The organism is Streptomyces harbinensis, from assembly GCF_900116145.1.
GTDB classification, from domain to species: Bacteria; Actinomycetota; Actinomycetes; order Streptomycetales; family Streptomycetaceae; genus Streptomyces; species Streptomyces carpaticus.
The window spans coordinates 570045-596483 of the sequence record NZ_FPAB01000004.1; the positions used below are offsets into that span (position 1 = coordinate 570045).

Here is a 26439-nt window from a genome sequence, read left to right on the forward strand (position 1 = left end):
CGTGCTCATTCATACGGCACGCAGCGCGCCCGGCCGGCCCGGAAACGGGTCACTTCCCGGTACTGTTGAGCCGATCAGCGGTCCCCTGTCCGAGGGGAATGCTGCGGCAGTCGGGGCGAGACGGTGTTCCGGGGCAGGGGCGGGAATCCGGGTACCGGGATCGGTGGAACGTTTCGGCTTGTCCGGGTGCTCGCGAGAATCCGAACTCTTCATATCTGCGGCCACTTTCCCTTTCCGGTGACCCGGACGTACGTTCCGCTTTCTTCGCCGCCGGAAGGGCACATACTCGATGCCGTGAACGCGGGTTCCGCGCGGTGGCGCCCACGGCCGGGCGGCCGAAGTGCTGCGGCGGGCCGCCTTGGACATCCGCCCCGATGAACAGGAGCAGCGATGACGCCAACCCACCACCACCCCGAGACGCTCGCTGATTTCCTCGCCAAGATCAGAAAGTGGTACGAGGAGGACCATCAGAGCTTCGCTACCCTGTTCAGGGCGATGATCGCGCATGTGGTGCCCCTCCCCGACGACACACCCGAAGAGGTGCGGTACGACTGGCGGGGGAAGACGATCGACCAGCTGTGCGACTTCTTCAGCGAGTGGTACGAAGCGGGGTGGACCACCAAGCCCAACGACGGATTGAACTACATCGAGAAGTTCAGCTGGCTCACCTACGAGAACGACTACGGCATGGTTTTCGTGACCTGTGGCCCGGGTCTGGAAATGACGGCCGACTTCACCCATCTCCAGGGAATGCAGATGGATGATGAAGGGCCGCAGGGGCAGGAGCTCATCAAAATCTGGAAGGATGAGCTGGGCGCCCGGATGGACGACTTCACGAAGGGGCCCTGGAAAACCTTCAACGAGTTCTTCGTCCGAGAGCTGCTGGACGCTTCGAAACGGCCGATCGACGCCCAGGACGACAACAGCGTGGTGGTCGCCCCGACGGATTGTGTCATCAACATGATCGTCGACGACCTGGCGGAAGAGACGCCGATTCCCGTCAAGAGCGTCACCATGAATGTCAAGCAGTTGCTCGCGGACTCCGAGTACTACAAGAAGTTCGTCCCGGAGAAGAATTCCCACGGCGAGATCATCCAGCCCGGCGGCACAGCGGTGTCCTGCATTTTGATGCCCGACACCTACCACTGGTACCACGCGCCGGTGGCCGGCGAAGTGGTGGAGGCCCACGACGACATCGGCGGCGTCTACTACGGGATGCGCGACTTCCCCCAACTCCTCAACAAGGGCAACGTCGGATATGGCTTCGACTACGAGATGTTCGACAACTTCCGCCGGGGATACCTCATCTTCAGGACGGTCTTCACGGACCCGCACGGAGCGGAACACGAGACGTATGTCGCGATGGTGACCGTCGGGATGAACTCGATCGCCTCGGTGCGGTACGAGTCACCGTTCCGGAACCCTCAGCAGCCGGTCCCGGTCAGCAAGGGAGACCGGATCGGCAACTTCCAGTACGGCGGCTCCCTGAACATCCTCCTCTTCCAGTACGGCAGGTTCCCCGCCCTGCAACTGCACATGGGCCAGCGCATCGGAACCCTGGAGCAGCAGGACCGCACCGAGAAACTGTTCACCCACCACCGTCACCATGGGCCCCGGCACCACCACCTGACGTTCTGACCCGCCGCCGAACGGAGAACAGGCATGTCACCAGCAGTTCCCGTCGCGTCGATCCCCGCGAACGTCGCCGGCACCCAGCGGATCGACCTGTTCAAGGACGACCCCTACGAAACCGGCTGGTGCAGCACACCCTGGACCTCGGCGGCACCTTCGACGTCTACGACATCCGCCGCTGGGACGACCTGTCACCCGGGGCACTCGGGTCCTACCTGGGGACCGACGCCGTGAAGGACGCCCTGCACGTCCCCCGGCACGTCCCGTGGGAGTTCCACGACAACACCGGCCCGGTGGCCCAGCATCTCGCGGTGGACAACATGCAGGACTGCTCCGACAAGTACCGCGCGATCATGGACCGGTACCGGGCCCTGCTCTACACCGGTAACTTCGACACCGCCTGCGGTTACCGGAGCACCGAGGAGATCCTCGACGACATCATGGACAAGCGGGGCCTGCGGGCGGAGTGGCGCGACGCTCCCCGGCTGATCTGGACGCAGGCGCAGGGAAACCCGAAGGGGTTCGTCCGCAGCCACGGGCAGCTGACGCAGGTGAGTGTGCCCGACTCCGGACACGAGGTGCCCGCCTATCAGCCGGAGATCTGCCGGGAGATGCTGTACAACTGGCTCTTCGACCGCCCGTTCCACGGCTACGACCCGCTGAAGGCCGGGAAGCCGGACAGCTGAAACGGGGGGTCCCGCACGGCATGGCGGTGAGCGCCCGGGCGCGTGCCCCGGACCGGCCGCCACGCCGTACGCCCGGGTGGCTGCCTCGGACCGGCCGGCAGGACGGGCCCGGCCGAGGACGGCACGGCCCGCAACACCTCGGCCGCGCCGCAGACCTCAGCGATCGATGCGCCCGCGCGGATGCCGCAGGCGCGCGCCGACCCAGCGGGCCCGGCGGCGCAGAATGTGCGGGAAGCCGATGGGTGGATCCAGCACACCCCCGCCCGGAATCCGGCGCACGGCGCCGCCCGCCGCCTGGGCGGCGGCTCCTTTGCCGCTGCGATTGCGTGCCACGTCACGGTAGTCGTGCGTCCAGCCCATACCGGCTCCCTGCCCGGGCCCCAAGGTCAGTAACCTCGTGACGGGCGGGCATTTGGACTATGCGCCGGGCATGTGTGACAGGGCCGCGTCAGCGACGGTCGGGCTCGGGGTCCTTCAGCCAGTCGATGAGTTCGGTGCTGAACGCCACCGGGTCCTCCTCGTGCGGGAAGTGCCCCAGACCGTCGAACAGCCGCCAGCGGTACGGCGCCTCCACGTACTCCCCGGACCCGGCCGAACTGCGGGTGCGCAGCACCGGGTCCAGCGAACCGTGCAGATGCAGCGTGGGCACCTGCACCGGCCGCTTCATGCGCCGATTGAACTGGATGCCGTCCGGACGGGCGATGGAGCGCACCATCCAGCGGTACGGCTCGATCGCGCAGTGCGCCGTGGACGGGATGGTCATCGCCCGCCGGTACACCTCGACCGTCTCCTCGTCCGGCTGGCGCGGCCCCGACCACTCGGTGAGCATCCGGGCGACCTCGGCCGCCTCGTCCGCGACCAGGGCGCGCTCCGGCAGCCACGGCCGCTGGAAGCTCCACACCGAACCGCTGGCCACCGTCTGCTTGGGGTCGCGCAGCAGCGCCGAGCGCCAGCTGCGCGGATGCGGCATCGAGGCGACCGCGAGCCGGCGCACCAGCTTCGGCCGCATCACCGCCGCCGTCCAGGCCAGATAACCGCCCAGATCGTGGCCGACCAGCGCGGCGTCCGGCTCGCCGAGCGAGCGGATCACGCCGGTGACATCGAGGGCGAGATTGGCCGGGTCGTACCCGCGCGGGGTGCGGTCGGAGCCGCCCACGCCGCGCAGATCCATCGCCACCGCCCGGTACCCGGCGTCCGCGAGCGCGGTGAGCTGATGCCGCCAGGTCCACCAGAACTGCGGAAAGCCGTGCAGCAGCAGGACCAGCGGCCCGTCCCCCTGCTCGGCGATGTGGAACCTGGCGCCGTTGGCGGCGACGTGGCGGTGCGTCCACGGCCCGTCCCGCAGGACGACCGCCGAGCGCGCCTCGGAGTGCCCTTCGGTGCTCATACGGGCGTGCCGGCCTTGCCGTTGGCCTCGGCGCGCGGGTGCGGCCGTACCCCGGACAGCACGGACGCCGACTCCTTCGCGGACCGGATGGACCGCTCCGGCGGCGTGATCCGCTTGAACTTGGCCACCGCGACGGCGGCGAAGATCCCGGCCAGGACCAGGAACACGCCGGCGGTGACCAGGAAGGCGATCGCCGGCGGCGCGCCCCACCAGGCGCGGATCCAGAAGGCCAGGGCGATGGCCAGCAGCGGCAGCGCCAGCAGGGCGAGCACGGCGGCGACGGCACCGACCGCGCCGCCGAGCTTCGCGCGCTGGATGTCCTGGCGTACCTCGGCCTTGGCCAGCGCGATCTCGTCGTGCACCAGCTCATGCAGATCGGCGGCGGCCGAGGCGACCAGCTCTCCCAGGCTGCGGCCCTCGTCGGCTGCGTCGCTCATCGCGTTCCCCTCTTCCCGCTCCACCAGGAGGCGTGTGCCGTTGCTGCGTGTGCCAGTGACAGTAGTGGGCGTGGTGCCCCGACGCCGCCCGAGCGGCCGTTTGACGCCCTGCCATAGCCCTGGGGAGTGATCGCGGCCGTCCCGCCCCCACTCGTTCGGCCCCCCTGCATGGTATGCGGCCGGGGGCGCGGACGCGCGCGAGGGCGCCCGGCGGGTCGCCGGACGCCCTCGAACGGGACGGAGCGGGGGTCACTCCTCGCGGGAGGCACCCGGGAGCTTGGCCTGGATCAGCTCCATCACCGTGGCGTCGGTGAGCGTGGTCATGTCGCCCAGCTCGCGGTCCTCGGCGACATCGCGCAGCAGCCGGCGCATGATCTTCCCGGACCGGGTCTTGGGCAGCTCCTCCACCGGCAGGATGCGCTGCGGCTTGGCGATCGGGCCCAGCACCTTGGCGACGTGCTTGCGCAGCTCCTCGACCAGCGCACCGTCCTCGTCACCGGCGTCCGCGCCGCCGCGCAGGATGACGAACGCGCAGATGGCCTGCGTCGTCTGCGGGTCGGTGGCGCCGACCACGGCGGCCTCGGCGATCCGGGGGTGCGAGACCAGCGCGGACTCGACCTCGGTGGTGGAGATGTTGTGGCCGGAGACCAGCATCACGTCGTCGACCCGGCCCAGCAGCCAGATGTCGCCGTCGTCGTCCTTCTTGGCGCCGTCCCCGGCGAAGTACCGGCCGGGGAACCGGGACCAGTACGTGTCCAGGTAGCGCTGGTCGTCGCCCCAGATGGTGCGCAGCATGGACGGCCACGGCTCGGTGAGGGCCAGGTAGCCGCCGGAGCCGTCGGGCACCTCGTTGCCCTCGTCGTCCAGCACGGTGGCGCTGATGCCGGGCAGCGGCACCTGCGCGGAGCCGGGCTTGGCGAGGGTGACCCCGGGCAGCGGGCTGATCATGATGCCGCCGGTCTCGGTCTGCCACCAGGTGTCCACCACGGGGGTGCGGTCGGCACCGATGTGCTTGCGGTACCAGATCCACGCCTCGGGGTTGATCGGCTCGCCGACCGAGCCCAGGATGCGCAGGCTGCTCAGGTCGAACTGCGCCGGGATGTCGTCGCCCCACTTCATGCAGGCGCGGATCGCGGTGGGCGCGGTGTAGAGGATGGTGACGCCGTACTTCTGCACGATCTCCCACCACCGGCCGTTGTGCGGGGTGTTGGGGGTGCCCTCGTACAGCACTTCGGTGGCGCCGTTGGCCAGCGGCCCGTAGACGATGTACGAGTGGCCGGTCACCCAGCCGACGTCGGCGGTGCACCAGTAGACGTCCGTCTCCGGCTTGAGGTCGAAGACCGCGTGGTGGGTGTAGGCGATCTGCGTGAGGTAGCCGCCGGTGGTGTGCAGGATGCCCTTGGGCTTACCGGTGGTGCCGGAGGTGTAGAGGATGAACAGCGGGTGCTCGGCGTCGAACGCCTGCGGGGTGTGCTCGGCGGGCTGGCGCTCCGTCACCTCGTGCCACCACAGGTCGCGGCCGTCCTGCCAGGGGATGTCCTGGCCGGTGCGGCGGACCACCAGCACATTGCGGACCCGGCCGGCGACGCCGGGCCGGGTGAGGGCCTCGTCCACGGCGGGCTTGAGCGCCGAGGGCGCGCCCCGGCGGTAGCCGCCGTCGGAGGTGATGACGACCTTGGCGTCGGCGTCCTCGATCCGGGTGGCCAGCGCGTCGGCGGAGAACGCCCCGAACACCACGGAGTGCGGGGCGCCGATCCGGGCGCACGCCAGCATCGCGACCACGGTCTCGGGGATCATCGGCATGTAGATGGCGACCCGGTCGCCGGCCTCGACACCCAGCTCGGTGAGCGCGTGCGCGGCCTGGGAGACCTCGCGCAGCAACTCGGCGTAGGTGAGGGACCGGGAGTCGCCGGGCTCGCCCTCGAAGTGGAGGGCGACCCGGTCGCCGTGCCCGGCCTCGACGTGCCGGTCCACACAGTTGTACGCGACGTTGATGCGGCCGTCCGCGAACCACTTGGCGAACGGCGGGTTGGACCAGTCGAGCACCTCGGTGGGCTCGGTCTCCCAGCTCAGCCGCCGGGCCTGCTCGGCCCAGAACCCCAGCCGGTCCTCGGCGGCGGCGGTGTACGCGTCGGCGGTGACATTGGCGTCGGCGACGACCTCGGCGGGGGGAGCGAACCTCCGCTCCTCCGTCATGAGATTGGCCAGGCTCTCGTTACCCACAGTCCAGCTCCCTTGCGGCGTGGTCCCACTGCTGTGTCCCAGAGCACACCCCATCAGCACCACGTCCCTTTGACAAGGGAATGCCCCCCGGGTGCGGCGAACGGTCCCCACCGGGCGCCGAACGGTCCCGCCCGCCCCCCGCCCCGCCCCGCCCCGTCGCGCCGTGCCGCGCCGCCTCCGCCGTTCGGCAGTCCGTCCGCTGCCGGCCGGTGACCACCGGCCGGCAGCGGAGCGGGGTACGCCGCTACCCCGTCAGCACATCGGGCCGCACCGGTGTGAACACCGCCGGATGGCCCGCCATATCGGTGCCCTCATGGTTCAGCACATAGGCCTGGGCCTCCCCGACGTGGAAGTACATGCCGCGCAGGGCCAGGGTGCCCTCGGCCAGCCGCTGGGCCACGCACTCGTGCCGCGCCAGATGGTCGAGCTGCTGCACCACATTGGCCAGGCACAGCGTCTCCAGCTCATCGGCGGTGGGCCTCCCGTCCAGTATCGGCCTGGCGCCCTCCGGCTCGGTCAGCCGTGCCACGCTCGGCCGGCCGTGCCGCAGCCACCGGCTGAGCGCGTGCGCCCCGGGCACCGCGTGCCCGCCGTCGGCCGTGGCCTGCAACGCCTGCATGGCGCCGCACCCGGAGTGCCCGCACACGGTGATGGTCGGCACCCGCAGCACCGTCACCGCGTACTCGATGGCAGCCGCCACCGACGGGTCCGCGCTCTCCTCGCCGGGCGGCGGCACCAGGTTGCCCACGTTGCGCACCGTGAACAGGTCCCCGGGGCCGCTGGAGGTGATCATCGAGGTGACCAGCCGCGAGTCGGCGCAGGTGACGAACAGCTGCCCCGGCTGCTGCCCCTCGGCGGCCAGCCGCGCCAGCTCCTGACGGACCAGCGGCGCGGTGTGCCGCTGGAAGGTGCGCACCCCGCCCATCAGCCGGTCGTCCTCGCGCCGGCCGCCCGGCTTGTGGGTCGTCCCCGCGTTGTCCGCGGCGGCGGTGCACTGGTGGTTGCGCCACGGGGTCCACGGCCGGCAGCGGTGCGCCGCCGCGGGCTCGGCCACCACCTGCCCGGAGCGCCCGGTGATCTCCGCCTCGGCCCCGTGCGCGATGTGCGCGGTACGCCAGTCGTGCAGCGTCTCGTACGCGGCGTGGTCCATGAAGGAGCCGTCCAGCTCGACGGCGGCCGGCGCGTCCTCGGGGATCTGGGCCAGCGTCCGGCTGAGCCTGGGCACCGCGAGGAACGTCAGCTGCCCCCGCACCCGCACCCGGTGGCTGCCGTCCGGCTGCCGCTCGTGGCTGATCCGGGTCTGGGTGAGCCGGTGCAGCGCGATCGCCACCGCCATCGCGATGCCGATCGCCACCCCTTCCAGCACGCCCAGCGCGGCGACGCCGAGGGCGGTGGCCGCGTACACCACCACCTCGCGGTGCCGGGTGACGGTGCGGATGTGGGTGATGCTCACCATCTGGATGCCGACCACCATCACCAGTGCGGCGAGCGTGGCCAGCGGAATCTCCTCCAGCAGCCCCACCAGCAGCCCGGCCGACAGCAGCACCCAGCAGCCGTGCATGATCGAGGACCAGCGGGTGGCCGCGCCGGCGGCCACGTTGGCGGCGCTGCGGACGGCGACCCCGGTCACCGGCAGCCCGCCCAGGGTGCCGGAGAGCAGATTGGCCGCGCCCTGTCCGCGCAGCTCCCGGTCCAGGTCGGCCTTCGGCACCCGGGTGCCGCCCTGCCGCTGCCGCGCGGCGGCCAGCTTGTCCACCGCGACGGCCGACAGCAGGGATTCGACGCTCGCCACCAGCGTGATGGTGAGCACGGCAGCGATCAGCCCGAGCACCGGACCCTCGGGCATCTGCGGCAGCGCGTGACTGCTCCAGGACGGCAGATCGACCTTCTCCACCGAGGCGGAGGTCAGCCAGCTCAGGACGGTGGCCAGGGAGACGGCGGCGAGCGCGGCGGGGAACGCTCTGCGCACGGTGGCGCCGCGGCGGCCCGGCAGCCGCGGCCACAGCAGCAGCACGGCGACGGTGAGCCCGCCGATCAGCAGGGAGGCGGTGTGCGGCTGGGCCAACTGGCCGGGCAGCTGGGCGAGATTGGCCAGGGCCTCGCTCTCCGGGCTGCCGCCCAGCACGATGTGGAGCTGCGCGAGCGCGATGGTGATGCCGATGCCGGCGAGCATGCCGTGCACGATGGCGGGGCTCACCACGAGGGCCGCTCTGGCCACGCGCAGCGCGGACAGGCCGAGTTGGGCGAGACCGGCCAGCGCGGTGATGGCGCAGGTGACGCGCCAGCCGTACTGGATGATCAGCTCGGCGGTGACGACGGTGAGACCGGCCGCGGGGCCGCTCACCTGGAGCGGGGCTCCGCCCGCCAGGCCGACGACGATCCCGCCGATGGCCGCTGCCACCAGACCCGCCTGGAGCGGCGCGCCGGTGGCCAGCGCGATGCCCAGGGAGAGCGGCAGGGCGATCAGGAAGACAGAGATCGAGGCCGGCAGATCGGCGCGCAGCACGGGGCCGCGACCGCCGCCGGTGGGGGCGGAGGGGGGAGGTGAGGTCGAAGGGGTGGGCGCGGGGGCGCAGGCGGACATGTTCCGTCTCCGTCCAGGTCCAGTTCGAGATCCGGGGAGAAGCCACGTTCCGTGTCGTTATGGCTACTCCCAAGCATTGGTAAACGAAGAGTAATGCCGCGTAAAGCCAGTTACTAGAGCAGATGCCCGAATGGCGGATGACTTCCACCTTTCGGGTGAAGCAAGATGAAAAGCCGCTTGTCGTACTAACATCTCATCTGATTTATGGAGATGTTGGGGGCCGGTCGGACCACCCCGGCCACCAGGCACCCCAGTACGGCGGGAGGACCGATGGCGGTCACACGCGGCACACATACCACCCCACTCAGGACAAGGAGGTCCCGGCGGATCACCGGCACCGCGCTGCTCACCGCCCTCGCCCTGGGCCTGACCGGCTGCGGCAGCGGCGACGGCGGGCAGGACACCGGGCGCGAGGCCGAGGAGGAGGGCGCCGCCGCCCGCGACGCCCCCGCCAAAGTGGCGCCCCGGCTGATCGGCGACGGCTCCACCGCGTTCACCGGGGAACAGCCCAACCAGCCCGAGGTGAGCCGGCTCGCCCCCGGCGAGACACCGCCGCAGTTCGTCGTCTTCTCCTGGGACGGCGCCGGGGAGGACAGCAACAAGCTCTTCTCCCGGTTCCGCGAGATCGGCCGCGAGTACGACGCGCACATGACGTACTTCCTCTCCGGCGTGTACCTGCTGCCCGAATCCGAGCGCACGGCCTACCAGCCGCCCGGCCACGCCCCCGGCGCCTCCGACATCGGCTACCTCAAGGACGAGAACATCGCCGCCACCCTCGAACAGGTACGCGGCGCCTGGCTGGACGGCAGCGAGATCGGCACCCACTTCAACGGCCACTTCTGCGGCCCCTCCGGCGTCGACAGCTGGTCGGCGGAGGACTGGATCAGCGAGACCGAACAGGCCAAGTGGATGGTGCAGAACTGGAAGACCACCACCGGCTGGACCGAACTGGAGCCGCTGCCCTTCGACTACGACGAGGAACTCGTCGGCGGACGCACCCCCTGCCTCGAAGGGCGCGACGCGCTCCTGGAGGCCGCGGACGAACTCGGCTTCCGCTACGACTCCAGCGGCAACGGCAAGCAGGTGTGGCCGGAGCAGATCGACGGCATCTGGGACGTCCCACTCCAGGCCGTCCCCATGCCCGGCCGCTCCTTCGAGACCCTGTCCATGGACTACAACTTCATGGTCAACCAGTCGGGACCGACCAGCGGCGACCCGGCCATGCACACCACCTGGGGCAACCAGATGCGCGACGGGCTGCTCGCCGCCTTCGACCGCGCCTACGAGGGCAACCGTGCCCCGCTGATCATCGGCAACCACTTCAACAGCTGGAACGGCGGCGTCTACATGGACGCCGTCGAGGAGGTCATCAAGGACGTGTGTCCGAAGGAGGACGTCCACTGCGTCTCCTTCCGCCAGCTCGTCGACTGGCTCGACGCCCAGGACCCGGACCTCCTCGACGCCCTGCGCACCCTGGACGTCGGTGAGCGGCCGGCCGGCGGATGGGAGACCTTCCCGGCCGCCCCCGCCGACCCGGCCACCGAACCGGACACTCAGCCGACCGCCTGAGCCACCGGCTCCTCACCCAGCACGAAACCGGGGTCGACCTGCGCCGCCAGGTCGGCCCCGGTCCGCTCGTTGCCCCAGCTCGCCGCGTTCTTCAGATGGAAGTGCACCATCTGCTGCGTGTACCGGCCCCAATCGCGCCGCTCGTACGCCGCGTCCGCCTCCCGGTACAGCACCGAGAGCGCCGCCCGGTTGCCCGCCTCCAGCTCCCCGAACGGCCGCCGCACACCGCGCTCCAGCGCCCGTACCCAGTCGGAGTGGCCCACCGTCACCAGCAACTCGTCCCCGACCTGCTCGCGCAGGAACTCCTCGTCGTCCCGGCCCTGCACCTTGTTGCCGATGACGCGCAGCGCCACGCCGAAGTCCCGCGCGTACTCCCGGTACTGGCGGTACACCGACACACCCTTGCGGGTCGGCTCCACCACCAGGAACGTCAGGTCGAAGCGGGTGAACATCCCGGAGGCGAACGAGTCGCTGCCCGCCGTCATGTCCACCACCACGTACGCGTCGCGCCCGTCCACCAGATGGTTCAGGCACAGCTCCACCGCGCCCGTCTTGGAGTGGTAGCAGGCCACCCCCAGGTCGTCCTCGGTGAAGGCACCCGTCGCCAGCAGCCGCGCCGAGCGGCCCTCGCCGAGATCGACGTCGCGGGCGCAGGCCGCGAAGACCGGATTGTCCTCATCCAGCCGCAGCAGCCGCGAACCCGCGCCCGGCGGGGTCGTCTTGATCATCGTCTCCGCCGACAGGATCCGCGGATTGTCGCCGCGCAGATACTCCTTGATCAGCGGCAGCCGTCCGCCCAGCGGCGGTACGGCCGCCGCCTCCTCGTCCGACAGGCCGAGCGCCGGGCCCAGGTGCTGATTGATGTCGGCGTCCACCGCCGTGACCGGCACCCCCCGGTGCGCCAGGTGCCGGATGAACAGCGAGGACAGCGTGGTCTTGCCACTGCCGCCCTTGCCCACGAAAGCGATCTTCATGTTCATTAGCGTAGTGGCCCGGAGTGCCCGCACCGGTCAGCCTCTAAGCTTCGGCACCATGCACGCCAACGCCCCCGCCGACCCCCTCGGCCCCCTGGCCGCACTGCCCGGCGTCGCCGACGCCGTCGACTCCGTACGCACCGCCGTCGACCGGCTGTACGGCCACCGGGTGATGCGCCGCCGCGCCGCCGAGGTCGCCTCCGAGGCCGCGCTGCGCGGCGCCCGCGGCTCGGCCGCCCTCTCCGGCGCCGACTGGGCCCTGGAAGAGGTGCGCCGGCGCACGGACTTCGGCGACGACGACCAGGCCCGTACGGTCGGCGCGGCGCTGCGGGTCACCGCCGAGGCGGGCGAGGCACTCGACGTGTGGCGCGGCACACCGCTGCGGGTCCTGGCCCGTCTGCACCTGCTGGCCGCCGGCGGCCCGGCGGCCCGGGCCGGTACCGCGGACACCGTCGGCCGCCCCCGGCTGGCCGGCGAGCCCGTCACCGAACCCCTGCTGACGGACGATCACCCCCCGCTGCCCGGCCCCGAAGCCGTCGCCGCCCGCCTGGACGCCCTCAACCAGCTCCTGGTGCACGGCTCCACGGCCCCCGCCCTGGTGACCGCCGCCGTCGTGCACGGCGAACTCCTCACCCTGCGCCCCTTCACCTCGCACAACGGCCTGGTCGCCCGCGCCGCCCAGCGCATCGTGCTGCTCGGCTCCGGCCTGGACCCCAAGGGCGTCGCCCCCGCCGAGGCCGGACACGCGGAGACCGGAACGGAGGCGTACAGGCGGGCCCTTGCCGGCTACGCCTCGGGTACGGCGGCGGGCATGGCGGAGTGGATCGCGCACTGCGGGCGCGCCGTGGAGCTGGGGGTACGCGAATCGGTGGCCGTGTGCGAGGCGCTGCAACGCGGAGCCGCCTGAGCCGGCCCGCACAGGAGGCGGCGGCGCCGCTGTGACGCCGCGCCGCCGATCGGTGCGAAGCCCGGGGTGAACAGTGCGTGCGCCTCATGTGGCCGATCGGGTGCGGGGACGTGCCCCGTTCCCCGGTCGGCCGGCCCGGTTGGCGGGTCGGCTACGCGTGGGTGCCCGGTCTTCCCACCGCCGGTCCGTGGGCCTTGTCCGCCGCATCCTCCCGGATGCCGCCGGCCGCACGGGCCTTCACTTCCTTTGTACTCCGTCCGGGGCGGAAGCGGGAACCCGGAGCGGCCCGGGCCCGCAATTTTTACTCACCCGGCGCATTTGGACGTACCGCCTGGGGCCGGCTCAGGCCGCCCGGGCCGCCCGCGCGGACCTGCGCCGCCCCACGTACCAGACCACACCGGCCGTCGCCACGGCCGCCACCACCGCCGCACCGGCCGCCAGCGCCGGACGGGTCGGCATGGACAGCGACGGCAGCCGCTGCCGCAGCGGCACCGGGCGCTCGAACGCCAGCACCGGCCACTGCCGCGCCACCGCCTCCTTGCGCAGCGCCCGGTCCGGGTTCACCGCGTGCGGATGGCCGACCGACTCCAGCATCGGGATGTCCGTTACCGAGTCGCTGTAGGCGTAACAGCGCTCCAGGTCGTACCCCTCCGACTCGGCCAGCTCCCGGATGGCCTCCGCCTTGGTCGGGCCGTAGGCGTAGTAGTCGACCTCGCCGGTGTAGCGGCCGTCCTCGATCACCATCCGGGTGGCCACCACCCGGTCGGCGCCCAGCAGCCGCCCGATCGGCTCGACGACTTCGGCGCCCGAGGTGCTCACGATCACCACGTCCCGGCCTGCGGCGTGGTGCTTCTCGATGAGCGAGGCCGCCTCGTCGTAGATGATCGGGTCGATCACCTGGTGCAGCGTCTCGGCGACGATCTCCTTCACCTGGGCTACGTTCCACCCACGGCACAGAGCCGACAGATACTCCCGCATCCGCTCGGTCTGCTCATGGTCCGCGCCGCCCAGCAGATAGAGGAACTGGGCGTAGGCGGTGCGCAGCACGGCCCGGCGGTTGATGAGCCCACCCTGGTAGAAGGACCGGCTGAAGGTGACCGTGCTCGACTTGGCGATGACCGTCTTGTCCAGGTCGAAGAAGGCGGCCGTGCGCGGCTGGGAGAGGTTTTCCACCTGCCCGAGCATAAAGGGCCGCCATTCGGCGTACGCTGGGGCGCGTGGGTTTGCCTGAGAAGCCTCTCGGGTACACCATGGAAGTCACGGATCGTTCGCGACCGTGCTAACCCGGTCCGGCTCCTCCCCCCCGAGTCGGCCGTGGAAGACGACCCCCGCTCTCCCCCCCGGCGGGGGTCGTCGCATGTCCGGGCCCGGTCGCGGCCCGTGGAGCGCCGCTCGGCCGGGGCGGCAATTCGACACCCCCTTAACCCTAGGTAATCGTGCCGGTGGTGCGGAAGCCTTTGCCGCCCCGTTCACCGAATGGGGTGACGGAGTTATCCACAGGGCTGTGGTTATCCACAGAATCCGAGCGAGATCCCCGTAATCCCGTGAGATCGGTCACCGTGTTTCCCGTCGCTGTCGCATAGCCGAAGGGGACGGACTCATGACCGCCTCGATTCTGATCGTCACCGAGGACGAGACCACGCTGGAGGACCTGCTGCGCCTGTGCGCGGCGGCCGGCACCCCGGCCGAGGTCGTGCACGGGACGCCCACGGCCGAACAGTGGGCGAGCGCTCCGCTCGTCCTCGTCGGGGACGACCGGGCGCTCGCCCGGCAGGGCCGCCGCTGGCCCGGCCGGCGTCCCGGAGTGCTGCTCATCGCCCGGGACCTGGACGACCACACCGTGTGGGCGCGGGGCGTTGCACTCGGCGCCGAGGAAGTCGTCCATCTCCCCGACGCGGAGCCGTGGCTGGCCGACCGCATCGCCGACGCCGGTGAGCCGCCCGGACGGCCCGCGCTCACCATCGGGGTGCTCGGCGGGCGCGGCGGCGTCGGCACCTCCGCGCTGGCCGGGGCGCTCGCCGTCACCGCCGCCCGGCAGGGCCACCGCACCGTCCTCGTCGACGGCGATCCGCTCGGCGGCGGCCTGGACGTGCTGCTCGGCGGCGAACGGATCGCCGGCTCCCGCTGGCCCGCGTTCGTCACCGCGCAGGGGCGGCTGTCCGGGGCCGCGCTGGAGGAATCCCTGCCCCGGGTGCACGGGGTGAGCCTGCTCAGCTGGGACCGGGGCAGCGTGCTGCGGCTGACCGGCCAGGCGATGCGCTCGGTGCTGACGGCGGCCCAGCGCGGCGGCGGTCTGGTGGTCCTCGACCTGCCGCGCACCGTGGACGAGGCGTGCGCCGAAGCCCTGGCCCAGCTGGACCTCGGGTTGCTGGTGGTCCCCGGCGAACTGCGCGCGGTCGCCGCCGCCCGCCGGGTGGCCGGCACCGCCGGGGCACTGGTACGGGACCTGCGGGTCGTCGCGCGCGGCCCCGGGCCGGCGGGCGGGCTGGCCGGGCCCGAACTGGGGCAGGTGCTCGGACTGCCCCTCGCGGGCGAACTGCCCGACGAACCGGGCCTGTCCAAAACCATCGAGGAAGGCAGGCCACCCGGCGGCAACCCCTCCGGAGTCCTCGCCCATTTCTGCGCCGAACTCCTCGGCCACGCCCTGCCCGCGCTGGGAGCGGCGGCATGAACGCGGCGGCGGGACTGCTGGAGACGGTCCGGCTGCGGCTGGCCGAGACCGGCGCGGAACCCACCCCCGGCAATGTGACCGCGGCCCTCGGCGACCGGGGACGGCTGCTGGGCGACACGGCGGTGCGCGAGGTCGTCCGCACGCTCCGCTCCGAACTCGACGGCGCCGGCCCGCTGCAACCCCTGCTCGCGGAGCCGGAGGTCACCGACGTGCTCGTCAACGGGCCCGACGAGGTGTGGATCGACCGGGGAGGCGGCCTCGAACGCGCCCCGGTGCGCTTCGCCGACGCGGCGGCCGTCCGCCGGCTCGCCCAGCGGCTGGCGGCCACCGCCGGCCGCCGGCTGGACGACGCCAGCCCCTGGACGGACGCACGCCTCCCGGACGGCACCCGGATGCACGCCGTGCTGCCTCCCGTGGCCGCCGGCGGCAGCACCGTGCTGTCGCTGCGGGTCATCCGGCCCCGCGCCTTCGCGCTCGCCGACCTGCTGGCGGCCGGGACCGTACCGCCCGGTGGCGACCGGCTGCTGCGCGCTGTGCTCGCCGCCCGGCTGTCCTTCCTGGTGACCGGCGGCACCGGCTCGGGCAAGAGCACCCTGCTCGCCACCCTGCTGGGCCTCGCCGATCCGGCCGAACGCCTCGTGCTCGTCGAGGACTCGGCCGAGCTCCGCCCCGACCACCCCCATGTGGTCCGGCTGGAGACCCGCCCGGCCAACCAGGAGGGCGCCGGCCGGGTCGGACTGCGCGACCTGGTGCCGCAGGCGCTGCGCATGCGGCCCGACCGGCTGATCGTCGGCGAGGTGCGCGGGCCGGAAGTCCTGGAACTGCTGTACGCGCTGAACACCGGTCACGATGGCTGCGGCGGAACGCTCCACGCGAACGCCGCCGCCGATGTCCCGGCCCGTCTGGAGGCCCTGGCCAGCGGGGCCGGGCTGCCCAGAGCCGCCCTGCACAGCCAACTGGCGGCGGCGCTCCACCTGGTCGTGCACGTCGTCAGGGACCGCGGCACCGGCCGCCGCCGGATCGCGGAGATCCACACCCTGGACCGCACCGACACCGGCCTGGTCACCACGACCCCGGCGGTGCGCTGGACACCCGGGGGCTTCGCCCCCGACCGGGGGCACGAGCGGCTGCGGGCGCTGTGCGCGCGGGGCGGTGCGGCGCTGTGAGCGGGCCGCGACGCGCGGCGGCGCCCGGCACGGAATACGCGGCGGGAGCACCGACATGAACGGGCCGACGACGACCCTGATGCCGTTCGCGGGCGCGCTGTGCGCGGGCGGCGCCACCTGGCTGCTGACCACCTCCGGCGCGGCGGCGCGGCGCCGCGCCCGGTGGGTGCTGGCGGACGACCGGCCGCGGGGGCCGCGGCCCGGGCCGGGTGCCCGGTTGCGGGCGCGGGTGCGCCCGCCGGCGGACGGCACGGCCCGGGCGGTGCTGTGGTGCCTCGCCGCCGGCGGCCTGGTCGCGCTGTGGGGCCGCTCCCCGTTGCCCCTGGTCGCGGCGGGCCTCGCCGCACCCCTCGTGGTGCGCGGCCTGCGGCGCCGGCGGAAGCGGCGGCGGGCCGAGGAGCGGCGGGAGTCGGTGATCGGGTTCTGCCGCGCGGTGGCGGCCGAGGTCCGCGCCGGCCGGCAGCCCTGGCAGGCCATCACGGCCACTGGCACCGGCTCCCTCGGCGCGGCGGGCACGGCGGTGCTGGCCGCCGCACGGTACGGCGGTGACGTGCCGGGCGCCCTGAGCACCGCCGCGCAACGGCCCGGAGCGGACGGGCTGCGCGCCGTGGCCGCCTGCTGGCGGGTGGCGGTGGACAGCGGGGCCTCTCTCGCCGCCGGTCTTGAGAAGGTCGCGGAGGCGCTGAGAGCCGAGCAGGACCAGCGGGAGGAAGTACGGGCCCAGCTCGCCGGGCCCCGGGCCACGGCTGCCTTGCTGGCGGCCCTGCCGCTGTTCGGACTGCTCATGGGTACGGCCATGGGCGCGCGGCCCCTGGAGGTGCTGCTCCATTCCGTGCCCGGGCTGGTCTGCCTGCTCCTGGGCGGCCTGCTGGAGCTGGCGGGCCTGGCCTGGGTCGCGGCCATCAACCGGTCGGCGGAGAGGACGGCGCCATGACGACGCACGCCCTGCGGGTGCTGCTTCCCCTGCTGACCCTGTCGGCGGCCGTCGCCGGTCCGCTGCTGCTGCTCCACCGCTTCACCCGGCGCCGGACCACCGCCGCCCGGCTGACGGCGCTCACCCCCGGCGCCACCGGGCCGCCTGACCCGGACCCGACGCCGCACCCGGGCCCGGGAGCGGTGGCCGAGGCGGCGGGACGGCGGGCGCGCCTGCGGGCGCGCATCCGCTCGGCGGGAGCGGCCCGGACCGATCGGGAGGATCCGCAGCTGCCGCTGATCGCCGAGTTGCTGGCCGCCTGTCTGGCAGCCGGGGCCGCCCCGGCGGTGGCCGCCGGGGCGGTGGGTGGCTCACTCGGCGGGCCGCTCGGCGACGGCCTGCGGCGGGCGGCCACTGAGCTGCGGCTCGGCGGGGAACCGGCCGCCGTATGGAAGAGATTCGGCCAGTTGCCCGGGGCCGCCGGGCTGGCCAGACGACTGGAGCTGGCCGGATCCAGCGGCGCTCCCGCCGTCGCGGCCGTGGCGGCGGAGGCCGTCGAATGCCGTGGGCGGCGCCGCAGGGCCGCCCAGACGACCGCCCGGCGGGCGGCGGTCCTGGTGACGGGGCCGCTGGGCCTCTGCTTTCTGCCCGCGTATCTGCTGATCGGGGTCGCCCCTGTGGTGATCGGACTCGCGAAGGAGCTGATGTGAGATGACCAGGTGGATCACGCTGTACGGTCCGCGCCGCGACGCCGGGATGAGCACGGCCGAATACGCCGTGGGCACCATCGCGGCAGCCGGACTCGCGGCCCTGCTGTACCAGGTGCTGACCTCCGACACGGTGGCCGGACTGCTGCGCGGCCTGGTCGAGCGGGCGTTCAGTGGGCCGGTGTGAGCGCCGTGCGCGGAGCGCGCCACGGGACGGCGGCTATGTCACCGCCGAGGCGGCGATCGCCGTGCCCGCGCTGGTGGCTCTGCTCGCGATGCTGCTGTGGGCGCTGGGTGCCGTGGCCACACAGCTGCGCTGTCAGGACGCCGCGCGGGCCGGGGCCCGCGCGGCGGCCCGGGGCGAGCCGCCCGCCGTGGTGCTTCAGCTGGCCCGGGCGGCGGCACCCGGCGGGGCGGACGTCCAGCTCCGGGACGAGGGCGACCTCCACCACGTCCGGGTGGTGGCCCGCACCCCCGGCCCCGCGGCGCTCGCCCTCGACATCGGCGCGGACGCCGCCGCCCACCGGGAGCCCGGTCTCCCGTAGGCCCACCCGGGGTGCTGGCCGGGATATGGCCGCCGGGCGGGGCGGAGTGACTGGTTCGCATCCCGCCACTCGGACCGCGCCCGGTGCGGCCGCCGGGCGCGGCCGGGCGGGCCGGTGGCGGGAGGGGCGCGACCGGGGGGTGGCGTCCGTGTGGGCGGTGGGGCTGGTGGCGCTGCTCCTGGCCGGGTTCGGGGTGGTGCTGCTGCTCGGGCAGCTGGCCGGGCTGCGGCAGCGGGTGGCCACCGGGGCGGACCTGGCGGCCCTCGCCGCCGCCGACCGGGCGCTGCGCGGGGCCGATGCCGCCTGCGCGGCGGCCGGGCGGGTGGCCGCGGCGCACCGGGTCCGGGTGGTGCGGTGCGACATGGCCGGCGAGATCGCCGACCTGAGCGTGGCGGGGGAGGTGGGGCCCTACGCCGTCACGGTGCGGGCTCGGGCGGGGCCGGCTGCCGCAGCAGTTCCGTGAGCAGCCGGATGGCACCGCGCTTGTGCAGCGGCTCGTTGCCGTTGCCGCACTTGGGCGACTGGACGCAGGACGGGCAGCCGGCCTCGCAGCCGCAGGCGGCGATCGCGTCGCGGGTCGCGGTCAGCCAGGCGCGGGCCACGTGGAAGCCGCGTTCGGCGAACCCGGCACCGCCCGGGTGGCCGTCGTGGACGAAGACCGTTGGAAGGAGGGTGTCGGGATGCAGCGCGGTGGACACGCCGCCGATGTCCCAGCGGTCGCAGGTGGCGAAGAGCGGCAGCATGCCGATGGCGGCGTGCTCGGCGGCGTGCAGGGCGCCGGGCAGGATCTCCGGGGTGATCCCGGCGGCGTCCAGCTGGTCTTCGGTGACCGTCCACCACACCGCGCGGGTGCGCAGCGAGCGCGGCGGCAGGTCCAGGGTGGTCTCGCCCAGGATCTCGCCCGTCAGCAGCTTGCGGCGCAGATAGGAGACGACCTGGTGGGTCACCTCCACGGTGCCGAAGCACAGCTTCGCCGCGCCCCACGGGATCTCCGTCCCGGTCTCCAGGATCGAGATGTCGGTCACGTCGCGCGCCGAGGTGGACCAGGGCGGGCTGGACTCCTCGACCAGGGCCACCGCGTCCGTCAGGTCCAGTTCCCGGACGACATAGCTGCGGCCCCGGTGCAGATGCACGGCGCCCTCGTGGACGGTGGAGTGGGCGGCGGAGGCGTCCACCGTGCCCAGCAGGCGGCCGGTGCCCTCTTCCACCACCTGGACCGGGCGTCCGCCCTGACCGCGGATGTCGACGAGGTCGGCCGGCCGTTCGCGGCGCGTCCAGTACCAGCTCTCGCCCCGGCGGCGCAGCAGGGCGCGGTCGGCGAGCTTGGGCAGCAGCGCGGCGCCCGCCGCGCCGAACAGGTCCTCGGCGCCGTCCGCCGCGGTCAGCGGGACCTCGGCCGCCGCCGCGCACAGGTGCGGGGCGAGGACGTACGGGTTGGCCGGGTCCAGCACGGTGGATTCCACCGGCTGCCGGAAGAGGGCGTCCGGGTGGTGGACGAGATAGGTGTCCAGCGGGTCGTCGCGGGCCACCAGCACCGCCAGCGCGCCCTGCCGCCGGCGACCGGCGCGGCCGGCCTGCTGCCACAACGAGGCCCGGGTGCCCGGGTAGCCGGCGAGGACGACGGCGTCCAGCCCGGCGATGTCCACGCCCAGCTCCAGGGCGTTGGTGGCGGCCAGGCCCAGAAGTTCGCCGCTGTGCAGCGCCTGCTCCAGGGCGCGGCGCTCCTCGGGGAGATAGCCGCCCCGGTAGGCGGCGACCCGGCCGGCCAGCGAGCGGTCGACCTCGGCGAGCCGTTCCTGGGCGATGAGCGAGATCAGTTCGGCGCCGCGCCGGGAGCGGACGAAGGCGACGGTGCGGGCGCCGGCGACGGTCAGGTCGGTGAGCAGGTCGGCGCTCTCGGCGGTGGCGGTACGGCGCAGCGGGGCGCCGCGTTCGCCGTGGGCCTCGGTGAGCGGGGGCTCCCACAGCGCGAAGACGACCTCGCCGCGCGGGGCGGCATCGTCGGTGACCTCGGTGACCGGCAGTCCGGTGAGCCGGGTGGCGGCGGCGCCGGGCTCCGCGGTGGTGGCGGAGGCCAGGACGAAGACCGGTGCGGCCCCGTGGTGGGCGGCCACCCGGCGCAGCCGGCGCAGCACCTGGGCGACGTGGGAGCCGAAGACGCCGCGGTAGATGTGGCACTCGTCGATGACGACGTAGCGCAGCCGCCGCCAGAACGCGGTCCACCGGCGGTGTCCCGGCAGCAGCGCCCGGTGCAGCATGTCGGGGTTGGTGAGCAGCACGTTGGCGTGCTCACGGGCCCAGGCGCGTTCCTCGGGCGGGGTGTCGCCGTCGTACACGGCGGGCCGTACGGCGCTGCCCAGCGGGGCGGCCAGGGCGCGCAGGGCGCGGCGCTGGTCGGCGGCGAGGGCCTTGGTGGGGGCCAGGTAGAGCCCGGTGCCGCCCGCCAGGACGCCGGTGAGCAGGGGCACCTGGTAGGCGAGGGACTTGCCGGAGGCGGTGCCGGTGGACAGGACGACGGAGGAGCCGCCCAGCGCCAGCTCGGCGGTGCGGGCCTGATGGGCCCAGGGCTGTTCGATCCCGGTGGCGCGCACGGCGTCGGTGACCGCGCCGGGTATCCCTTGCGGCCAGGGCGCATGGCGGCCGGTCCGCGCGGGCAGGTGCTCCGTATGGGTGATCCGCGTGGAGCGGTCACTTGGGCTGCCCAAGCGCGCCAGCACCTCCCCGGGGGAGGGCCGGCGGGCGGCGGGGACGCCTGCGGTCGGCGGTGGCTGCTCGTGGGACATCAGCACCGAGTCTGTCACTGGTTGGACGGACAATGGCTGTAAGACGTCGTCGTGGGCAGGCGGTAAGTGATTGAATGCGATGGCGGCTGCCGATCCATGGGGGGCGACCGCTCGTGAGCAAGGTGCTGGAGGAGTCCGTGGACCTGTCCCTTTCGACCAGGACCGTTGGTGACCGCACGGTCGTCGAGGTCGGTGGCGAGATTGACGTATACACCGCGCCCAAGCTGCGCGAACAGCTGGTAGAGCTGGTGAACGAGGGCAATCACCACCTGGTGGTGGACATGGAGCGCGTTGACTTCCTGGACTCCACCGGTCTCGGGGTGCTGGTCGGCGGCCTGAAGCGGGTCCGGGCACAGGAGGGCTCGCTGCGGCTGGTGTGCAACCAGGAGCGCATCCTCAAGATCTTCCGGATCACGGGTCTGACGAAGGTCTTCCCGATCCACGAGTCCGTCGAAGAGGCCATCGCCGCCACCGACTGAGGGGCGGGGCGGGCCCCGTGCGGGCCCGCACCGGATTCGTACGAGATCATCACAGTGAGCCGCCCCGGACCGGCGTCGGTCCCCGGGGCGGTGTCCGTGTACGACGTAGGGGGATGGCATGGCCACCGTCGAACTTCGCTTCAGCGCGTCGCCCGAGCATGTGCGGACCGCCCGGCTGGTCGCCGCGGCCGTGGCGCGGCGGGCCGGGGTCGACGAGTCCGTGCTGGACGAGCTGCGGCTCGCGGTGGGCGAGGCGTGCAGCCGCGCGGTGGGTCTGCACGCGGTGCACGGCCTGACCTCCCCGGTGCGGGTCACGCTCACGGAGGCGGAGAAGGCGTTCACCATCGAGGTGGGCGACGACGCGCCGAGCGCGGTGGCCGTGCCGCAGGGCAAGCCGGCGGCGGAGGCCGCCGAGGAGACCGATGAGCTGGGCCTGGCGGTCATCAGCGGGCTGGTGGACGACGTGGAGGTCGTCGCGGACGACCGGGGCGGTCTCATCCGGATGAGCTGGCCGACGCTGGACGCCTCGTTCTCCTGAGCGGCCCGGCTCCGAGCGGCCGACCCCTGAGCGGCCGGGCCGCCGGCCGCCTCCTGTCACCGTTCGCCGCTTTTCCCCGGAGCACCGCCTTTCTCTCGCTGCTCCTTTTTCTCTCCCGTCACCTTTCTTTTTCTTGATCGGTTTTCTCCGGTCGATCTTCCGCTGCCCGCCGCGGCATGCATTCCTTTCGCATCCCCTTTTTGGATCGCGTAGTTCTCCCTACACTCCCGCCACGTCTCTTCCGGATCAACGCCTGAGCGTCAAGGAGGACGAATGGCGGGAATTCCGTACACACAGGCCGCCGAGCTGACCGGCGGTGATCGCGGTCTCGTGGTGGTCATCGCGCTGGTGGCCGCCGCCGCACTGGGGCTGGCCGTGGTGCTGGCCCGGCAGGTACTGGCCGCCGGCGAGGGCACCGACGGCATGAAGAAGATCGCCGCGGCCGTACAGGAGGGGGCGAACGCCTATCTCGCCCGCCAGCTGCGCACCGTGTCCCTCTTCGCCGTCGTGGTGTTCTTTCTGCTCTTTCTGCTGCCGGCCGACGACTGGAATCAGCGGATCGGGCGCTCGCTCTTCTTTCTGATCGGCGCGCTTTTCTCCGCCGCCACCGGTTATCTGGGAATGTGGCTGGCGGTGCGCAGCAATGTCCGGGTGGCGGCGGCGGCGCGTGCGGCGGACGCGCGCGATCCGGTACCCGCCCGGCATCACGCGATGCGGATCGCGTTCCGTACCGGCGGGGTCGTCGGCATGTGCACGGTCGGCCTCGGGCTGCTGGGTGCCGCGTGCGTGGTGCTGGTGTACGCCGCCGACGCGCCCAAGGTGCTGGAGGGCTTCGGCCTGGGCGCGGCCCTGATCGCCATGTTCATGCGGGTGGGCGGCGGGATCTTCACCAAGGCCGCCGACGTCGGCGCCGACCTGGTCGGCAAGGTCGAGCAGGGCATCCCCGAGGACGACCCGCGCAACGCCGCCACCATCGCCGACAACGTGGGCGACAACGTCGGCGACTGCGCGGGCATGGCCGCCGACCTGTTCGAGTCGTACGCGGTGACGCTGGTCGCCGCGCTCATCCTCGGCACGGTCGCCTTCGGCGACGCCGGGCTGGCCTTCCCGCTGCTGGTGCCGGCCATCGGTGTCATCACCGCCATGGCCGGGATCTTCGTCGTCGCGCCCCGGCGCGGCGACCGCAGCAGCATGACCGCCATCAACCGGGGCTTCTTCATCTCCGCCGGCATCTCGGTCGTCCTGGTGGCGATCGCCGCGTACGTCTACCTCCCGGGCTCGTTCGCCGAACTGGACGGGATCGGCGACGCGCAGATCGCCGGGCACGACGCCGACCCGCGGCTGTTCGCGCTCGCCGCCGTCAGCATCGGCATCGTGCTGGCCGCCGTCATCCAGCAACTCACCGGCTACTTCACGGAACCGGGCCGCCGCCCGGTGCGGGACATCGGCAGGACCTCGCGCACCGGTCCGGCCACCGTGGTGCTGGCCGGGTTCTCCCTCGGCCTGGAGTCCGCCGTGTACACGGCGCTGCTGGTCGGCCTGAGCGTGTACGCGGCCTTCCTGCTGGCCGGCTCCACGATCATGCTGGCGCTGTTCGCGGTGGCGCTGGCCGGCACCGGGCTGCTGACGACGGTCGGGGTCATCGTCGCCATGGACACCTTCGGCCCGATCGCCGACAACGCGCAGGGCATCGCCGAGATGTCCGGGGACGTGGAGGGCGAGGGCGCCCGGGTGCTGACCGATCTGGACGCGGTCGGCAACACCACCAAGGCCGTCACCAAGGGCATCGCCATCGCGACGGCGGTGCTGGCGGCGGCGGCGCTGTTCGGCTCGTACCGGGACGCCATCGCCACCGCCGTCGCGGACGTCGGCGTGGACCGGATCACCGACGCGACGCTGCTCTCGCTCGACATCTCCCAGCCCAACAACCTCGTCGGTCTGATCATCGGAGCGGCGGTGGTGTTCCTGTTCTCCGGACTCGCCGTCAACGCCGTCTCCCGCTCGGCCGGCTCGGTCGTCCACGAGGTACGCCGGCAGTTCCGGGAGCGGCCCGGGATCATGGACTACAGCGAGCGGCCCGAGTACGGCCGGGTCGTCGACATCTGCACCCGCGACTCCCTGCGCGAGCTGGCCACCCCCGGGCTGCTGGCGGTCATGGCGCCGATCGCCGTCGGCTTCAGCCTCGGCGTCGGGGCGCTCGGCTCCTACCTCGCCGGCTCCATCGGGGCCGGCATCCTCATGGCGGTGTTCCTGGCGAACTCCGGCGGCGCCTGGGACAACGCCAAGAAGCTGGTCGAGGACGGCCACCACGGCGGCAAGGGCAGCGAGGCGCACGCCGCCACCGTCATCGGGGACACGGTCGGCGACCCCTTCAAGGACACGGCCGGCCCGGCCATCAACCCGCTGCTCAAGGTCATGAACCTGGTGGCGCTCCTCATCGCCCCGGCCGTGGTCGCGCTCAGCTACGGCGACGACGCGAGCGCGCCGCTGCGGGTGCTGATCACCGCGGTCGCGCTGGTCGTCATCGTCGGCGCCGTGTACGCGTCCAAACGGCGCGGCATCGTGGTCGGCGACGACGACGGGGGTGACGGGGACGGCGGCAAGCGGCCGGAGGAGGCGACCACGCCCGCGTAACGTCCCCCGCCCCCGGGTCAGCGCCGGGCGGCGAGCCGTCCCGCCACCACGTGCGCCCCGGCGGTGACGGCGCCCGCCGGCGCCGGACCCCGGGCGGCATCCCGCGCCCGGGCCGGCCGCAGCACCCCGGCCCGGCGCAGCCGCCGCCGCGCCCTGCTGACCCCACCCGTCACAGGGCCCCCTCCCGCTCCAGCAGCTGCCGCTTGCGCTCCAGCCCGCCCGCGTACCCGGTCAGCGAGCCGTCCGCCCCGATCACCCGGTGGCAGGGCCGGATCACCTGGAGCGGATTCGCCCCGATCGCCCCGCCCACGGCGCGCACCGCCGCCCGCGAGGCGCCGATCGAGGCGGCCACCGCCCCGTACGTCGTCGTCTCGCCATACGGAATGGACTCCAGCGCGGCCCACACCCGGCGCCGGAACTCCGAGCCGGTGGGCAGGTACGGCAGCGCGAAGCGGGTCCGGTCGCCCGCGAAGTACTCGGCCAGCTGCCGGACCGCCTCCCCGAACACCGTGTCGTCGCGCTCCCACGCCGGGTCCACGGGGAAGCCCTTCGGCGAGTCCGGCGAGCCGACCGCCGACAGCGCGCCGCTGCGGTCTCCCACCAGCACCAGTTCGCCCACCGGGCTGTCCACGCGTGTCCACACGGTTGTCGCCATCGTCCTCGGCCTCCTTCTCGCTGCTCGCCCCCAGCCTGCGCCGCCCGGGGGCCGTCCGTCCGGCGGATTTCGGACATGACGGTGACACGTACCACCCCGCTCCCGCGCATTGGGAGCCGTCAGTGGGGAAGGCGTGCCCCATCCGGTGCCCCGGACGCGGCTTCCGCACGCGGCGCCCGCGCCACCGGGGAAGGATGACATCGACTTCGCGGCCGTGCTGCCGCCGCCCGGGCCCCGTCGCCGACGCCGGCCGCGCGACGCGAGCTCGCCGGTGTACGGGTCCCCTCGGGGCCGACTGCTTGAGGTGAGAGACGTGCTGGGTGCCGTGCTGTGCGACATCGACGGAGTGCTGAGGACGTGGGACGACGCGGAGCGGTGGCGGCCCGTGCTGGAGGTGGCGCTGCGGCCGGACCTGCTGCGCCCGGCCGTCACCGGCGCGATCACCGACGAGGAGTGGCGCGCCGCCGTCCGCGCCGAACTGCCGGCCGCGCAGCGGGCGCTGGCCGACGCGTGGGCGGGGCCGGCCGGGATCGGCCGGGTCGATCCGGAGCTGGTACGGCTGCTGCGTGAGGTACGCCGCAAGGTGCCGGTGGTGCTGGTGTCCAACGGCACCACCCGGCTGGAGGCCGATCTCGCCGGGCTCGGGATCGCCGATCTGGCGGACGCCGTGGTGAACTCGGCGCGGGTCAAGGCGGCCAAGCCGGAGCCCGCGATCTACCGGATCGCGGCCCGGCGGGCGGGGGTCGCGGCGGCCCGGTGTCTGTTCGTCGACGACTCCCTGGAGAATGTGCAGGCGGCACGGCGGGCCGGGATGACCGGGGTGCACTACCAGGGAACCGGCCCGTTGCGGGAGATGCTGGTGCCGCTGATGCAAATGGCTGCAATCCGCGGCGACCGGTCCGCTCGTCACTCGGAAGAGGGATCGACGGCATAGTAGGTTCCCGCCCAG

At 73.1% G+C, this 26439-nt stretch carries 25 protein-coding genes; 15 read left to right on the forward strand and 10 right to left on the reverse strand.

The window, feature by feature from the left end; genetic code table 11:
• Positions 1-390: 390 nt before the first annotated feature.
• A complete protein-coding gene (locus BM385_RS14045; protein ID WP_093843243.1) occupies positions 391-1638 on the forward strand; it encodes a phosphatidylserine decarboxylase in 1248 nt (415 codons plus the stop codon).
• Positions 1639-1757: 119 nt separating this feature from the next.
• Entirely contained in the window at positions 1758-2318 is a 561-nt protein-coding gene (locus BM385_RS14050; protein ID WP_175542983.1) for a S10 family serine carboxypeptidase-like protein, read from the forward strand.
• Positions 2319-2474: 156 nt separating this feature from the next.
• On the opposite strand, the gene BM385_RS14055 is transcribed toward BM385_RS14050, so the two are convergent.
• From BM385_RS14055 to BM385_RS14075, 5 genes are all read right to left on the reverse strand, one after another.
• Positions 2475-2678, reverse strand: a complete 204-nt coding sequence (locus BM385_RS14055) for a hypothetical protein (RefSeq protein ID WP_019433998.1) — start codon at positions 2676-2678, stop codon at positions 2475-2477.
• Between the two features lie 88 nt (positions 2679-2766).
• Positions 2767-3705, reverse strand: a complete 939-nt coding sequence (locus tag BM385_RS14060; protein WP_093843244.1) for an alpha/beta fold hydrolase — start codon at positions 3703-3705, stop codon at positions 2767-2769.
• Positions 3702-4142, reverse strand: a complete 441-nt coding sequence (locus tag BM385_RS14065) for a phage holin family protein (RefSeq protein WP_019433996.1) — start codon at positions 4140-4142, stop codon at positions 3702-3704. The genes BM385_RS14060 and BM385_RS14065 overlap by 4 nt, the downstream gene beginning before the upstream one ends.
• Positions 4143-4391: 249 nt before the next feature.
• Entirely contained in the window at positions 4392-6365 is a 1974-nt protein-coding gene (gene acs / locus BM385_RS14070; protein WP_019433995.1) for an acetate--CoA ligase, read from the reverse strand.
• Positions 6366-6609: 244 nt separating this feature from the next.
• Positions 6610-8949 carry a SulP family inorganic anion transporter gene (locus tag BM385_RS14075; RefSeq protein ID WP_254791555.1) on the reverse strand — a complete coding sequence of 780 codons (2340 nt, stop codon included), beginning with the start codon at positions 8947-8949 and terminating at the stop codon, positions 6610-6612.
• Between the two features lie 270 nt (positions 8950-9219).
• Here BM385_RS14075 and BM385_RS14080 point away from each other — a divergent pair, with 270 nt between their 5' ends.
• The gene (locus BM385_RS14080) at positions 9220-10518 is read left to right on the forward strand and encodes a polysaccharide deacetylase family protein (RefSeq protein ID WP_093843246.1); all 1299 of its coding nucleotides are present in this window, start codon (positions 9220-9222) and stop codon (positions 10516-10518) included.
• On the opposite strand, the gene BM385_RS14085 is transcribed toward BM385_RS14080, so the two are convergent.
• Complete coding sequence (locus BM385_RS14085; protein ID WP_019433992.1) at positions 10503-11492, reverse strand: ATP-binding protein; 990 nt, start codon at positions 11490-11492, stop codon at positions 10503-10505. The genes BM385_RS14080 and BM385_RS14085 overlap by 16 nt on opposite strands.
• A gap of 58 nt (positions 11493-11550) precedes the next feature.
• Between BM385_RS14085 and BM385_RS14090 the strand changes: the two genes are divergently transcribed.
• Positions 11551-12399, forward strand: coding sequence for a Fic family protein (locus tag BM385_RS14090; protein ID WP_093843247.1), 849 nt, complete (start codon positions 11551-11553; stop codon positions 12397-12399).
• Positions 12400-12741: 342 nt separating this feature from the next.
• Here BM385_RS14090 and BM385_RS14095 read toward each other — a convergent pair whose 3' ends face one another.
• A complete protein-coding gene (locus tag BM385_RS14095) occupies positions 12742-13584 on the reverse strand; it encodes an HAD family hydrolase (protein ID WP_019433990.1) in 843 nt (280 codons plus the stop codon).
• A 415-nt stretch (positions 13585-13999) separates the two neighbouring features.
• Here BM385_RS14095 and ssd point away from each other — a divergent pair, with 415 nt between their 5' ends.
• The 7 genes from ssd (at position 14000) to BM385_RS14130 (ending at position 18864) form a co-directional block, all read left to right on the forward strand.
• A complete protein-coding gene (gene ssd, locus BM385_RS14100; protein WP_093843248.1) occupies positions 14000-15070 on the forward strand; it encodes a septum site-determining protein Ssd in 1071 nt (356 codons plus the stop codon).
• A complete protein-coding gene (locus tag BM385_RS14105) occupies positions 15067-16236 on the forward strand; it encodes a TadA family conjugal transfer-associated ATPase (RefSeq protein ID WP_019433988.1) in 1170 nt (389 codons plus the stop codon). Before ssd ends, BM385_RS14105 begins: the two co-directional genes overlap by 4 nt.
• Before the next feature lie 55 nt (positions 16237-16291).
• Positions 16292-17170 carry a type II secretion system F family protein gene (locus BM385_RS14110; protein ID WP_093843249.1) on the forward strand — a complete coding sequence of 293 codons (879 nt, stop codon included), beginning with the start codon at positions 16292-16294 and terminating at the stop codon, positions 17168-17170.
• A complete protein-coding gene (locus BM385_RS14115; RefSeq protein WP_019433986.1) occupies positions 17167-17859 on the forward strand; it encodes a type II secretion system F family protein in 693 nt (230 codons plus the stop codon). Before BM385_RS14110 ends, BM385_RS14115 begins: the two co-directional genes overlap by 4 nt.
• Position 17860: 1 nt before the next feature.
• Entirely contained in the window at positions 17861-18043 is a 183-nt protein-coding gene (locus BM385_RS14120; RefSeq protein ID WP_019433985.1) for a DUF4244 domain-containing protein, read from the forward strand.
• Positions 18030-18401, forward strand: a complete 372-nt coding sequence (locus BM385_RS14125; protein ID WP_093843250.1) for a TadE family type IV pilus minor pilin — start codon at positions 18030-18032, stop codon at positions 18399-18401. Before BM385_RS14120 ends, BM385_RS14125 begins: the two co-directional genes overlap by 14 nt.
• A gap of 139 nt (positions 18402-18540) precedes the next feature.
• Positions 18541-18864 (forward strand): Rv3654c family TadE-like protein, encoded by a 324-nt coding sequence (locus BM385_RS14130; protein WP_093843251.1) that lies wholly within the window; start codon positions 18541-18543, stop codon positions 18862-18864.
• Here the strand turns inward: BM385_RS14130 and BM385_RS14135 are convergent.
• Positions 18818-21265 carry a DEAD/DEAH box helicase gene (locus tag BM385_RS14135; protein ID WP_175542996.1) on the reverse strand — a complete coding sequence of 816 codons (2448 nt, stop codon included), beginning with the start codon at positions 21263-21265 and terminating at the stop codon, positions 18818-18820. The genes BM385_RS14130 and BM385_RS14135 overlap by 47 nt on opposite strands.
• A 56-nt stretch (positions 21266-21321) precedes the next feature.
• Here BM385_RS14135 and BM385_RS14140 point away from each other — a divergent pair, with 56 nt between their 5' ends.
• The 3 genes from BM385_RS14140 (at position 21322) to BM385_RS14150 (ending at position 24835) form a co-directional block, all read left to right on the forward strand.
• On the forward strand, positions 21322-21663 hold the full coding sequence (locus tag BM385_RS14140) for an STAS domain-containing protein (protein WP_026047464.1): 342 nt from the start codon (positions 21322-21324) through the stop codon (positions 21661-21663).
• Positions 21664-21781: 118 nt separating this feature from the next.
• A complete protein-coding gene (locus BM385_RS14145; RefSeq protein WP_019433980.1) occupies positions 21782-22201 on the forward strand; it encodes an ATP-binding protein in 420 nt (139 codons plus the stop codon).
• 273 nt (positions 22202-22474) lie between these two features.
• Complete coding sequence (locus tag BM385_RS14150; protein ID WP_093843252.1) at positions 22475-24835, forward strand: sodium-translocating pyrophosphatase; 2361 nt, start codon at positions 22475-22477, stop codon at positions 24833-24835.
• A gap of 17 nt (positions 24836-24852) precedes the next feature.
• On the opposite strand, the gene BM385_RS27155 is transcribed toward BM385_RS14150, so the two are convergent.
• Both BM385_RS27155 and BM385_RS14155 read right to left on the reverse strand, forming a co-directional pair.
• Positions 24853-25008, reverse strand: coding sequence for a hypothetical protein (locus BM385_RS27155; RefSeq protein WP_019433978.1), 156 nt, complete (start codon positions 25006-25008; stop codon positions 24853-24855).
• Positions 25005-25490, reverse strand: a complete 486-nt coding sequence (locus BM385_RS14155; protein WP_026047463.1) for a methylated-DNA--[protein]-cysteine S-methyltransferase — start codon at positions 25488-25490, stop codon at positions 25005-25007. The genes BM385_RS27155 and BM385_RS14155 overlap by 4 nt, the downstream gene beginning before the upstream one ends.
• Positions 25491-25803: 313 nt before the next feature.
• Here BM385_RS14155 and BM385_RS14160 point away from each other — a divergent pair, with 313 nt between their 5' ends.
• Positions 25804-26424: an HAD family hydrolase gene (locus BM385_RS14160; RefSeq protein ID WP_019433976.1), complete on the forward strand. Its 621-nt coding sequence runs from the start codon at positions 25804-25806 to the stop codon at positions 26422-26424.
• The last annotated feature ends 15 nt before the right edge of the window (positions 26425-26439 follow it).